Raw genomic sequence first — 11,633 nt, forward strand, 5'->3', positions numbered from 1 at the left:
TGGAGAGTTGATTGAACGGCGTCACCCCCGACCCGTCAGACCCGATCCGCGATGGCGATTCTCTGTCGCGGCTGAAGCTGGCGCAGGCCCTCGAGCGGTCCACTTATGCCATCGCGTGGGAGCGTGCGTGGCCCGGGTTGGCGCGTGTTCTCACCGTCATCGGCCTGTTTCTGGTGGTGTCCTGGGCCGGACTCTGGCTGGCGCTGCCGTTTGTTGCCCGTGTCATCGGTCTTGTCATTTTCGCAGGCCTTGCGGCTGGTGCGCTGTTTCCCCTGATTCGGTTTCGCTGGTCGAGCCGCGAAGAGGCACTGGCCCGGCTCGACCGCGGTTCGGGCATCCGTCACCGCCCGGCCACGACGCTCACGGACACGCTGACCTCGCAGGATCCGGTTGCGCAGGCGCTCTGGCAGGCGCAGCGCGAGCGCACGCTGGCCTCGCTCAAGCGCATCCGTGCCGGTTTGCCGCACCCGCGCCTCGCCATCCATGACCCCTGGGCGCTGCGTGCGCTGGTCATGGTGATGCTGGTCGCGACCTTCTTTGCCGCCGGCGACGAGCGCGCGATGCGACTGGGCGCCGCCTTCGACTGGAACGGCGTGCTGACGCCGACCAATATCCGCGTCGACGCCTGGGTTACGCCGCCGCTCTACACCGGAAAGCCGCCGGTGATCCTGTCGGCCGCCAACAAGGAGGCGGCGGCACTGCCGGCCTCCGGCCCGCTCGCCGTGCCCGCCGGCTCGACCCTGATCGTGCGTTCTTCCGGCGGCGGCCTCGATGTCGCCGTCTCTGGCAACCTCAAGGAAGTCGCGCCGACTGAAGCCACGCCCAAGGGCACCAACGAGAAGCATTTCACCATCACCGGCGACGGCACCGCGCATGTCCGTGCGCCGTCGGGTCAACCGCAATGGGCCTTCGCGGCGACGGCGGACCACCCGCCGACGATCGCGCTGGCCAAGGATCCGGAGCGCCAGGCCCGCGGCGCGCTCCAGCTCGTCTACAAGATCGAGGACGATTACGGCGTCACCGGCGCCGAGGCGCAGGTCGCTCCGCGCACCACCGACGCCGGCAAGGACGGCGATGGCAAGACCGCGGCGCGGCGGCTGTTCCAGCCGCCGCAATTTCCGCTCGTGCTGCCGAACGCGCGCACCCGCAACGGTGTCGGCCAGACGGTGAAGGATCTCAGCGAGGATCCCTATGCCGGCGCCGATGTCACGCTGACGCTCACAGCCAAGGACGAGGCCGGCAACGAGGCGAAGAGCGAACCGTTCAACATGCGCCTGCCCGAGCGGCTGTTTACAAAGCCGCTGGCGCGCGCGCTGATCGAGCAGCGCCGCATCCTCGCGCTCGACGCCAACAAGAACTCCGACGTCTACACCGCGCTCGACGCGCTGATGATCGCGCCCGAGCTGTTCACGCAGGAGACCGGGCAGTATCTCGGTCTTTACAGTGTCGCGCGTCAGCTCGAGGCTGCGCGTACGGATGATTCATTGCGCGAGGTCGTGGCGAGCCTGTGGGCGCTCGCGGTGACGATCGAGGACGGCAACATCTCCGACGTCGAGAAGGCGTTGCGCGCGGCGCAGGACGCGCTGAAGCAGGCGCTGGAGCGCGGCGCCAGCGACGAGGAGATCAAGAAGCTCACACAGGATCTGCGGGCGGCGCTCGACAATTTCATGCGCCAGCTCGCCGAGCAGTTCCGCAACAACAAGGACGCCCAGCAGCTTGCGCGTCCGCTCGATCCCAACACAAAAATCCTGCGCCAGCAGGACTTGCAGAACATGATCGACCGCATGGAGCGGCTGTCGCGCTCCGGCGACAAGGACGCGGCCAAGCAGCTGCTCGACCAGCTCCAGCAGATGCTGGAGGGCCTTCAGATGGCGCAGCCGGGACAGTCCGGCGAGAGCGACATGGAGCAGGCGCTCAACGAGCTCGGCGACATGATCCGCAAGCAGCAGCAATTGCGCGACAAGACCTACAAGCAGGGCCAGGACTCCCGGCGCGATCGCATGCGCGGCAAGCAGCAGCAGGGCGACCAGTCGATGTCGGACCTGCAGCAGGACCAGCAGGGGCTGCGCGACCGCTTGAAGAAGCTCCAGGACGAGATGGCCAAGCGCGGCCTCTCGCAGAAGGGTCAGAAAGGCCAGCAGGGACAGCAGGGACAGAAGGGTCAGCAAGGTGACCAGGGCCAGGATGGCGATCAGGACGCCGACCAGGGTGATGATGACGGCGGGCTCGATTCCGCCGACAATGCCATGGGCGATGCGGGCTCGAAGCTTGGCGACGGCAATGCCGACGGCGCGGTGGATTCCCAGGGCAAGGCGCTGGATGCGATGCGCAAGGGTGCCCAGAAGATGGCCGAAGCGATGCAGCAGGGCGACGGCGACGGCCAGGGCGATGGTCCCGGCAATCGCACCGGGCGCCAGCAGAGCGGCGGCAATCAGACCGACCCGCTCGGCCGGCCGCTGCACGGCCGCGAATTCGGCGACGATTACACGGTCAAGATCCCCGGCGAGATCGACGTCCAGCGCGTCCGCCGCATCCTCGAAGAACTCCGCCGCCGCCTCGGCGATCCCTCGCGCCCGCAGATCGAGCTCGACTATATCGAGCGGCTGCTGAAGGATTTTTGAGGCGAGGCTATCGTAACCCGGATGGAGCGCAGCGCAATCCGGGACCGCTGTCCCCGCATTCCACTGCGCTCCATGCGGGCTACAAGAGCTTCGCCGCTATCCCTTCTTCGCCGCAAGCGCATCCGCCACCGCCGTGCGGATGTCCGCGACCGAGAACGGCTTTGTCACGACGTCGTGCACAAGCGCATTCAAATTCGAGGCACGCTCGCGCTGATCGGCAAAGCCCGTCATCAGCAAAATGGTCAGCTGGGGAAAGTCGCGTGCAGCGGAGAGCGCGAGTGCGATGCCGTCCATGACAGGCATCTGGATGTCGGTGAGCAACAGATCGAACGCGCCGTCCTCGCGGGTCAGGATCTCCAGCGCCTCGGCGCCGTCCTGTGCGGTGACGGTCTCGTGGCCATCCATGGCGATGGCACGCGCCACAAGTTGGCGCATCGAGTCCTCGTCGTCGGCGATCAGAACTTTCGGCATGGGACGAACCTTCCCGTGCGGGACGCTACAGGTTGATTATACGCTGCCACCGGCAATGTCGCGCCGGTTGAAGAAGCGAACGTCGATATTGCGGCCTTCCGGCGGCGGCGAGGCCAGGCGCGAACGGAAGAAGGCGCGCTCGCCGGGTTGCAGTACGGTCTGCTCCAGCACCGAATTCCAGGCGTAGATTTCGGCGCCTTGCGCGTCGCGCACGGCAAAGCGCAGGCGTGGAATATCGAGCGGCTTCTTGCCCAGGCCCACGATCACGCCCTCGATTACCAGCACCTGCTTACCGTCTACGGTCTCGGTCGAGAGCTTGACGTCCTTGAAGGCCAGCCCGCGCAGATTCACCTCGAAGCCGACCATCTTGTAGAAGGCCGCGGTCTGCGGCAGCAGGCGGACCATGTCGCCGCGCCAGATCACCAGCGCCAGCACCAGCGCGCCCATGGCCGCGCAGGTGGTCGGCAGGCCGTAATAGGATTTCCGCCGAACCACGACAGGGGCCGGGCGACTCACCTTTGCCCCCCGGCGGCTGAACAGGCCGCTGAACCAGGACTGGTGCTGGGCACCGACGACTTCCTCCTCGGCCTCCCGGGCCGCTGCCGACCATTCGTCTTCGGCTTCCGTGGTGTCCTCGCTCGGCCAGTCGCTGGCGATCGAGGGGCTTTCGACCACCGGGGTCTCGGCGTCGTCGTCGTCCTTGGCGTAGGAGTTCCACTCTGCGGCGAGGTCGGACTGGTCGTCGGCCTGGCTGGCTGTGGCCATGGCCGGTACCGCCGCCTCCTCGATGGCATCCTCCGGATGCGCCATCCAGGTCTCCTTGCAGCGGGAGCAGCGGACCGTCCGACCGTTGGCCCCAAGGCTCGCAAGCTTGATGGCGTAGGATGTCGTACAATGGGGGCAGACAATATGCATGGACGGCCTCGACGATGACCCGGTCGTGCGGAACCGGGCGGCCAAGATGCTACAAGGCGACCGTTAACGAACCGGAAACCATAACGGTCGCAAAACCCGGAACATCTGTGGCGGTGCGTCGCGTCGCGACCATCGCCCCCTCTCGAACGGAGCTGAGCTTGGTTCGGTTCGAAAATGTCGGATTACGCTACGGTCTGGGACCGGAGATCCTGCGCGACCTCAATTTCCAGATCCCGGCGCATTCCTTCCAGTTCCTCACCGGGCCGTCCGGCGCCGGCAAGACGTCGTTGCTGCGCCTGTTGTTCCTGTCGCACCGGCCGACGCGCGGCCTCGTTAATCTGTTCGGCCACGACATCTCCCAGCTCGGCAAGGACGAGATCGCGGATCTGCGCAAGCGCATCGGCATCGTGCTCCAGGATTTCCGCCTGCTCGACCACATGACGACCTATGAGAACGTGGCGCTGCCGTTCCGCGTCATGGGCCGCAACGAGTCGAGCTATCGGAAAGAAGTCATCGACCTCTTGCGCTGGGTCGGGCTCGGCGAGCGCATGGATGCGCTGCCGCCGATCCTGTCCGGCGGCGAGAAGCAGCGTGCGGCGATTGCGCGCGCGGTGATCTCGCGGCCGCAACTGCTGCTCGCGGACGAGCCGACCGGCAGCGTCGATCCGACGCTCGGGCGCCGGCTGCTGCGGCTCTTCATCGAGCTCAACAAGTCCGGCACGGCCGTCATTATCGCAACCCACGACATCGCTCTGATGGACCAGTACGAAGCGCGCCGCTTCGTGCTGCATCAGGGCCGGTTGCACGTCTATGAGTAGGACCGACGAGCGCGGCGTATTGGTCGATCTCGGACAGGAACGTCCGCAGCTTCCCGCGCGGGCGCGCAACATGTCGCCGATCGTGCCGCGCGCCTCGATCCATGGCCGCGCGCTGGTCGCTGTCGTCGCTATCATGACCTTCCTCGCCTCGATGACGACGGGCACGGTGCTGCTGGTCAGCGCTTCGGCCGCGGAATGGCAGTCCGATGTCGCGAGCGAGATCACCATCCAGGTCCGCCCGCAATCCGGACGCGACATCGAGCGCGACACCGCTGCCGTCACCGAGGCGATGCGCGCGCAAGCCGGCATCGTCGAGGTCAAGCCGTTCACCAAGGAGGAGAGCGGCAAGCTGCTCGAGCCCTGGCTCGGCACCGGGCTGTCGATGGACGATCTGCCGGTGCCGCGCATGATCATCGCGCGCGTGCAGCCCGGCACAGCGCTCGATCTCGGCGCCCTGCGTGCGCGCGTGACGCAGGTGGCGCCGAGTGCCAGCGTCGACGATCATCGCGCCTGGATCGAACGGATGCGCTCGATGACCAATGCGACCGTGTTCGCCGGCATCGGCATCCTCGCACTCGTCATCGTCGCGACCATCATCTCGGTCTCGTTCGCGACCCGCGGCGCGATGGCGGCGAACCGCCCGATCGTCGAGGTCCTGCATTTCGTCGGCGCCGGCGACCGCTACATTGCCAATCATTTCCTGCGGCACTTCCTCAGGCTCGGCCTCGAAGGCGGCGTCATCGGCGGCGGCGTCGCCATGCTGCTGTTCGGCTTCTCCGAGTCGATCGCCGGCTGGTTCTCCGGCACCCCGGTCGGCGACCAGTTCGCGGCGCTGCTCGGCACCTTCTCGCTGCGGCCGTCCGGCTATGTGGTGCTCGCGGTGCAGGCCGTCCTGATCGGCGCCATCACCGCAGTCGCCTCGCGCCAGACCCTGTTCGCGACGCTGAATGACGTCGATTGAGCCCGCTAAACCGGACTCCACATCGCCTCAAAACGTCCTAAAATAATCCGGGGAAGGGATCACCGACATCATATGACCTCGCCGACCGACGATCCATCGCCGAAACTGCCGCGCGGCTGGCTCCGCGCGACCGTGGTGTCGACGGTTGCGTTCGTTTTCGTCGGCGCGGCCGCGGGCTTCGTCGCGTTCCTGTCGCAATTGCGCGGCGCCGAGATCGCGCCGGACCGCAAGGCTGACGGAATCGTGGTGCTGACCGGCGGCTCCTCGCGGGTGTCGGATGCGATGGAGCTGTTGGCAGCCGGCTACGGCAAGAGGCTTCTGATCTCGGGCGTGCATCCGACCTCGACGGCGAGCGACATCTCCCGGACGCTGCCGGAGAACCAGTCCTTCATGACCTGTTGCGTCGACCTCGACCGCACCGCGCTCACGACCCGCGGTAACGCGGCGGAGGCGCGACGCTGGGCCGAGGGGCGCGGCTTCAAATCGCTGATCGTGGTCACCTCGAACTACCACATGCCGCGCGCGCTGGTGGAATTCTCGCATGCCATGCCGGAGACCACGCTGGTTCCGTTCGCCGTGGTCGGTGACAAATGGCGCGAAGAGCCGTGGTGGACTTCAGCCTCGACGCTGCGGCTGCTGTTGTCCGAATATGTCAAGTATATCGCCGCCGAGCTCAGGGTGCGACTGGAAGATTTCGGGATTGACCTTTCCCCCGAGATGTCGGAGCAGCCTGCGGGTCTGCAATCCAGGCGGCCTGCCACCGCGCAGGCCAATTGATCGGATTTTCGATGTTCCTGATTTTCCTGCGCTCGCTCGTCTTCAACGTGCTGTTCTACGCCGTGCTGGTGTGCCTCGCGATCGTAGCGCTGCCGACCTTCGCCTTGCCGCCGCGCGCCATGCTGACGATTGCGAAATGGTGGGCGAAGGCGACGATTTTCCTGATGCGCGTGGTCTGCAACATCAAGGTGGAATTCCGTGGCGTCGAGAAGATCCCGCAGGGACCACTGGTGATCGCCGCGAAGCACCAGTCGTTCTGGGAAACCTTCGCGCTGCCGGGCTTCTTCAATCACCCGATCTTCATCCTCAAGCGCCAGCTGATGCAGATTCCGGTGTTCGGTCAGTTCCTGGTCAAGACCGGGATGATCGCGATCGACCGCAAGGCCGGCGTCAAGGCGTTGCTGGACATGACGCGCCGCGCGCGCGAGGCGGTGCGCGCCGGCGGCCAGCTCGTGATCTTTCCGGAAGGCACGCGTCGCGCGCCGGGGGCGCCGCCGGACTACAAGACCGGCTTTGCGCAGATCTATTCATCCTGCGGCGTGCGGTGCCTGCCGATCGCGCTCAATTCCGGCCTGTTCTGGCCGCGCCGCACCTTCATGCGCTATCCCGGCACGCTGGTGGTGGAGTTCCTCGATCCGCTGCCGTCGGGCCTGCCCAAGGATGAATTTCTCACGCGCGTGCAGACCGCGATCGAGGATACGACCACCCGCCTCGTCGACGCGGGCCGCAAGGAGCAGGAGCAATTGATCGGCAGCGCGCCGAGCTACGCTCCCTCGGAGAGCTAACGGTTCTCTCGATCTTCTGCGGGAGCCGGCGCGTGCGCACCATGCAGCATCGTCGCGAGCTGATGCAATTGGGTGTCGCGAAAGCCTTCGGCCTCGATCGCCTTCACGGTCGCCGTCACGTAGTCGCGGTTGGCGCCGGACTGGCCGTGACCCTGCAGCACATGGCGGTGCTGGTCGGCGAGCGACAGCCGGCCGGCGTACTGCACATGGCCGCGGTCGACGACATAGGCGAGCGCGGAGACGCGCTCACGCGCTTCGTTCTCGAGCCACACCGAGCGCATCACCTCGCGATAGACCGAGGTCACCTGCTCGCGCGCCCGCAGATTGGCGACCACGTCGGCACGGTTCTTTTCGGCGACGCGGAAGGCGATGCCGCGGCAGGCGCCGCCACGGTCGAGCCCCAGCACCAGGCCCGGCTGCTCCGGCGTGCCGCGATGCACGAAGGAATAGACGCAGAGCGCGCGATGTTCGCCGACCAGCCGCGCCGGGACGCGTTCCTCGAATTCGAAGCCCGGCCGCCACATCAGCGATCCGTAGCCGAACACCCAGAGGTCGCCCTTGGCTGACGTGACGTTGGGAAGGGTGATTTCCGACATTTCGGGCACGGCTACCAGAAGCCTGCCCCCAAGCGAAGCGAATTCTCCGCCTTTCGTCCGGGGCCAGCCTCGCTTACATTTGACAAAATCTGGGGCCAAAGGGTCGCCGTATGTCCGATATGACCATTGCCGCAGGCCGGCGCTCCCGTTGGGGGCTCTTCATTGCTCCCGTCCTCCTCCTGATCCTTGCAGTCGCCTGGAGCGGCTTCTGGTTCTATGCGGCCTCGCAGGCCGAGGTCGCGGCCGATGCCTGGCGCGCGCAGGAGGCCAAATCCGGCCGCATCTATGATTGCGCCAAGCGCTCGATTGCCGGCTTCCCGTTCCGCTTCGAGGTCCAGTGCTCCGGCGCCAGCGTCGCGCTGGTCTCGCAGAATGCGAGCAAGACGCCGTTCACGGCCAAGCTCGACAACATTCTGGTTCTGGCGCAGGTCTATGATCCCAAGCACGTCATTGCCGAGTTTTCCGCGCCGGCAACGCTGGTCGACGGTGTTACGCAAAACACCTTCTTGGTGAACTGGCGCAATGGCCGCAGCAGCGTGGTCGGCTTGCCGGCCATCCCGGAACGCGCCTCCATCGTTTTCGATGATCCCAGCATCAATCGTCTCGATGGTTCGGTGCAGGTGCCGCTCGCGCGCGCCAAGCAGATTGAGCTGCATGGGCGCATCGCGGATGGGTCGCCGGCCGATCACCCCGTGATCGAGACCGTGCTTCAAGTCGCGCAGGGCAGCATCCAGGGCGTTCATCCCTTGCTGGCCGAGCCGTTCGAAGCCGACACGCGTGCGAAGATCACCGGGCTCTCCGATCTCACCCCAAAACCCTGGCCGCAGCGCTTCCGCGAGATCCAGGCCGCCGGCGGCCACATCGAGATCGTGCAGTCGCGGATCCAGCAGGGCGAAATGATCGCAGTCGCGGCCGGCACGCTGGGTCTCTCGGCCAATGGCCGACTGGATGGCGAATTGCAGATGACCGTGACCGGCCTCGAGCGCGTCATCCCGGCGCTCGGCATCGAGAAGATGCTGGAGGAGGGCGTGCCGCAGGCAACGCTCGATCGCGTCGCGCCCGGCGTGAAGTCAAAGGACCTCAACAATCTCTTTGGCGCGCTCGACCGTGCCGTTCCCGGCCTCGGCAAGGTCATCAAGCAGAACGCCAACGCCGGCGTTGCCGCCGGCATCAGCTCGATCGGCACCGAGAGCACCCTCGAGGGCAAGAAGGCCCGCAGCTTCCCGCTGAAATTCGTCGACGGCGCCGTGCTGCTCGGCCCGGTCACGGTCGGCCAGATTCCGCCGCTGTATTAGCGGTCGTTGCTCCCGTAGCCCGGATGGAGCGCAGCGTAATCCGGGACAGCGCCAACCGTGTTTAAGAATCCCGGATTGCGCTGCGCTCCATCCGGGCTACGACCGGTGAACTCACGTCACGGTCTCTTCGCTGGATCGTGATCGTCCGCCGGGAATGCGGAGCCGCAAAGCCCGGTCTCTCTCCATGTCGGCTGCCCGATGAAGCGGGCCGCCGAGACAGGAGAGAATCCATGACGACATCCAGGCTGTTCGTTGCCGCCATCGCCATGTCGACCGCACTCGCGACGCCTGCGTTCGCGCAGTGGCGGTCACAGGAGCCGGCCGCCCACGAAGCCCAGTATCCCAACGGCGACCGCAATCTCGCGAGCCCTGCGGCGCGCGATGCGATGGCTTACGCGCCTTCTGCGACATCACCGCGCCCCACGGTGATTCGCGCGACCAAGGGTCAATAGCCGCCATCCCCCTTGAGACTTTGCGCGTCGCGGAGTTGGGCCCGGCCATGTCCCGGTCGGGCCCAATGCGCGCTGCATCGTGGGCGCAGCAATCGCGCGCGAGCGGATCGGTCGAGCGGTGAAAATATTCCGAACATGATCGTCAGGAAAATGTGATGCAGAAGATGCGCCTCGCCGAGAATAACAGCACGCCCATTCGCATCACTCCACACCAGGGAAGCATGCACGCGCCGGGGGCGCAATCAATAGCACCTGCTTCCCCAGTGGAGGGAGGCTTACGTGCGGATCATCAACTACGGACTGATGCTGGGATTACTCGCTGCCTGTTCAGGACAGGCGCGTGCCGACGACAATGTCACAACCGAACTCCAGGCGCTGAAGGCGAAGCTGAAGGAGCTGCAGCAGAAGGTGGATTCGGAGGCGCGTAAGACGCGTCAGGTCGAAGCGGTGCAGGCCAAAGCCATGCCGATGACGGGGACCTACAAGGCGCTGCCCGTCGAGGCATGCGCGGGCGGCAAGATCTGCTACAAGGGCGTCACGCTGACATTCGGTGGCTGGATCGATCTCACCGGCATCTACCGCTCGCGCAACATCGCCTCCGACACCGGCTCGGTGTTCAATTTCATCCCCTATCAGCAAGCTCATAATTTCTACTTCCCGGAGACGCGCTTCTCCGCACGCCAAAGCCGCTTCTCGGTGCTGGCCGAAGGCAACGCCGATCCCGATACGCATCTCGCCGGCTACGGCGAAATAGACTTCGAGGGCGCGGCGCAAACGGCAAGCTCCGTTGCCACCAACTCCTTCAATCCTCGGATGCGGCAGCTCAGTCTCGAACTCGACCGGACCGATCTCGGCCTGCACTTCCTCGCCGGCCAATCCTGGTCGCTGAACGCGCCGACCAAGTCGGGCATTGATCCCCGCGGCGTCGACGCGCCCGGCGTGATCGACTTCGAATCCGTTCCGGGATTTCTGGCGGCACGGCAACCCGGCCTTCGCGTCTGGAAGGATCTCGGGCCCGAGTTCAAGCTCGCTGCGTCCGTCGAAAATCCGCAGACCGCATTCTTCGGCGGCAATACGCCGACGGTCGGTACGCCCGCAGTCGGGCCGCAGGGCGTGCTCAATCCGAATCTTCAGGTCAATCTGACCGGGCCGGGCGGCAGCTTCTTCAACAACCTCAACAATGTCAGCTTGAACCAGGTGCCTGACGTCACCGTCAAGGCGGCGTGGGATCCGCGGCTCGGGCCCTACAAGCTGCATGTCGAAGCCTGGGCGCTCTATCGCCAGCTGTTCGATCGCTTCAATGGCGCCAACCACACCTACGACACCGGCAGCTTCGGCGGCCACGTCTTTGCCGAGCTGATCCCAAAAACCCTCGATCTTCAGCTCTACGGCGCGCATGGCGTGCTCGGTCGCTTCACGGCGACGCCGTTCCCCGATGCCGCGGTGGCGCAGGATGGCACCGTGCTGCCGCTGACGATCACCGCGGCTGCGGTCGGCCTGATCTGGCACGCGACGCCGAGTCTCGATGTCTACAGCTATGCCGGTCTTGAAAAGGCCAAGGCCAATTTCGCCAATGTCGGGACCACTCCGTTCGGTTACGGCAATCCGCTCTACAACAACACCGGCTGCTTCACCGAGAACACGCCGGCCGCGACCTGTAACGGCAACACCAAGGAAGTCCGGCAGATCACCGCCGGCATCTACGACACCATCTACCAGGGCAATTACGGCACGCTCAAAGCCGGGGTGCAGTATTCCTACACGCAGCGGATCGCCTTCGACGGTGTCGGTGGCGCGCCCAAGACCGACGACAACATCGTCATGACGCAGATCCGGTACTATCCGTTCTGAGCATGATCCGGAAAAGTGTGCAGCGGTTTTCCCTCGCGACAAACGCGGAACGCGTTTGCGCGGAGATCATGCTCAAACACAAAACCTCTCC

At 65.6% G+C, this 11,633-nt stretch carries 11 protein-coding genes; 8 read left to right on the forward strand and 3 right to left on the reverse strand.

All coding sequences use genetic code 11. The features are described 5' to 3' along the window. Positions 1 to 11: 11 nt before the first annotated feature. Positions 12 to 2,621: a TIGR02302 family protein gene (locus V1280_RS33875; protein WP_334534794.1), complete on the forward strand. Its 2,610-nt coding sequence runs from the start codon at positions 12 to 14 to the stop codon at positions 2,619 to 2,621. 96 nt (positions 2,622 to 2,717) lie between these two features. Here the strand turns inward: V1280_RS33875 and V1280_RS33880 are convergent, their stop codons facing one another. Continuing rightward, the gene (locus V1280_RS33880; RefSeq protein WP_027530607.1) at positions 2,718 to 3,092 is read right to left on the reverse strand and encodes a response regulator; all 375 of its coding nucleotides are present in this window, start codon (positions 3,090 to 3,092) and stop codon (positions 2,718 to 2,720) included. A gap of 36 nt (positions 3,093 to 3,128) precedes the next feature. Beyond that, the gene (locus V1280_RS33885) at positions 3,129 to 4,007 is read right to left on the reverse strand and encodes an MJ0042-type zinc finger domain-containing protein (protein WP_334534797.1); all 879 of its coding nucleotides are present in this window, start codon (positions 4,005 to 4,007) and stop codon (positions 3,129 to 3,131) included. Between the two features lie 158 nt (positions 4,008 to 4,165). Between V1280_RS33885 and ftsE the strand changes: the two genes are divergently transcribed. The 4 genes from ftsE to V1280_RS33905 all read left to right on the forward strand — a co-directional run bounded on the left by ftsE (position 4,166) and on the right by V1280_RS33905 (position 7,348). Beyond that, positions 4,166 to 4,825, forward strand: coding sequence for a cell division ATP-binding protein FtsE (ftsE, locus tag V1280_RS33890; protein WP_148775026.1), 660 nt, complete (start codon positions 4,166 to 4,168; stop codon positions 4,823 to 4,825). Next, on the forward strand, positions 4,818 to 5,786 hold the full coding sequence (locus V1280_RS33895) for a cell division protein FtsX (RefSeq protein WP_334534799.1): 969 nt from the start codon (positions 4,818 to 4,820) through the stop codon (positions 5,784 to 5,786). The genes ftsE and V1280_RS33895 overlap by 8 nt, the downstream gene beginning before the upstream one ends. Before the next feature lie 72 nt (positions 5,787 to 5,858). Further along, the gene (locus tag V1280_RS33900) at positions 5,859 to 6,563 is read left to right on the forward strand and encodes a YdcF family protein (RefSeq protein WP_334534800.1); all 705 of its coding nucleotides are present in this window, start codon (positions 5,859 to 5,861) and stop codon (positions 6,561 to 6,563) included. Between the two features lie 11 nt (positions 6,564 to 6,574). After that, the gene (locus tag V1280_RS33905; RefSeq protein ID WP_334534802.1) at positions 6,575 to 7,348 is read left to right on the forward strand and encodes a lysophospholipid acyltransferase family protein; all 774 of its coding nucleotides are present in this window, start codon (positions 6,575 to 6,577) and stop codon (positions 7,346 to 7,348) included. On the opposite strand, the gene V1280_RS33910 is transcribed toward V1280_RS33905, so the two are convergent. Continuing rightward, on the reverse strand, positions 7,345 to 7,944 hold the full coding sequence (locus tag V1280_RS33910) for a gamma-glutamylcyclotransferase (RefSeq protein ID WP_334534804.1): 600 nt from the start codon (positions 7,942 to 7,944) through the stop codon (positions 7,345 to 7,347). The two genes, V1280_RS33905 and V1280_RS33910, sit on opposite strands and share 4 nt — an antisense overlap. 110 nt (positions 7,945 to 8,054) lie before the next feature. On the opposite strand from V1280_RS33910, the gene V1280_RS33915 reads away from it, so the two are divergent. From V1280_RS33915 to V1280_RS33925, 3 genes are all read left to right on the forward strand, one after another. Next, positions 8,055 to 9,239, forward strand: coding sequence for a DUF2125 domain-containing protein (locus V1280_RS33915; RefSeq protein WP_334534806.1), 1,185 nt, complete (start codon positions 8,055 to 8,057; stop codon positions 9,237 to 9,239). Positions 9,240 to 9,469: 230 nt separating this feature from the next. Continuing rightward, positions 9,470 to 9,691: a hypothetical protein gene (locus tag V1280_RS33920; RefSeq protein WP_334534808.1), complete on the forward strand. Its 222-nt coding sequence runs from the start codon at positions 9,470 to 9,472 to the stop codon at positions 9,689 to 9,691. A 279-nt stretch (positions 9,692 to 9,970) separates the two neighbouring features. Then, the gene (locus V1280_RS33925; protein WP_334534810.1) at positions 9,971 to 11,542 is read left to right on the forward strand and encodes a hypothetical protein; all 1,572 of its coding nucleotides are present in this window, start codon (positions 9,971 to 9,973) and stop codon (positions 11,540 to 11,542) included. The last annotated feature ends 91 nt before the right edge of the window (positions 11,543 to 11,633 follow it).

Origin of the sequence: Bradyrhizobium sp. AZCC 2230 (assembly GCF_036924495.1) — a bacterium.
GTDB lineage: Bacteria > Pseudomonadota > Alphaproteobacteria > Rhizobiales > Xanthobacteraceae > Bradyrhizobium > Bradyrhizobium rifense.

Excerpts from the sequence above, each read along its gene's own strand:
- V1280_RS33915 (WP_334534806.1), top strand. The coding sequence starts at position 8,055 with ATGTCCGATATGACCATTGCCGCAGGCCGGCGCTCCCGTTGGGGGCTC.
- V1280_RS33885 (WP_334534797.1), bottom strand. The coding sequence starts at position 4,007 with ATGCATATTGTCTGCCCCCATTGTACGACATCCTACGCCATCAAGCTT.
- V1280_RS33910 (WP_334534804.1), bottom strand. The coding sequence starts at position 7,944 with ATGTCGGAAATCACCCTTCCCAACGTCACGTCAGCCAAGGGCGACCTC.
- V1280_RS33900 (WP_334534800.1), top strand. The coding sequence starts at position 5,859 with ATGACCTCGCCGACCGACGATCCATCGCCGAAACTGCCGCGCGGCTGG.
- V1280_RS33905 (WP_334534802.1), top strand. The coding sequence starts at position 6,575 with ATGTTCCTGATTTTCCTGCGCTCGCTCGTCTTCAACGTGCTGTTCTAC.
- V1280_RS33920 (WP_334534808.1), top strand. The coding sequence starts at position 9,470 with ATGACGACATCCAGGCTGTTCGTTGCCGCCATCGCCATGTCGACCGCA.
- V1280_RS33880 (WP_027530607.1), bottom strand. The coding sequence starts at position 3,092 with ATGCCGAAAGTTCTGATCGCCGACGACGAGGACTCGATGCGCCAACTT.
- V1280_RS33895 (WP_334534799.1), top strand. The coding sequence starts at position 4,818 with ATGAGTAGGACCGACGAGCGCGGCGTATTGGTCGATCTCGGACAGGAA.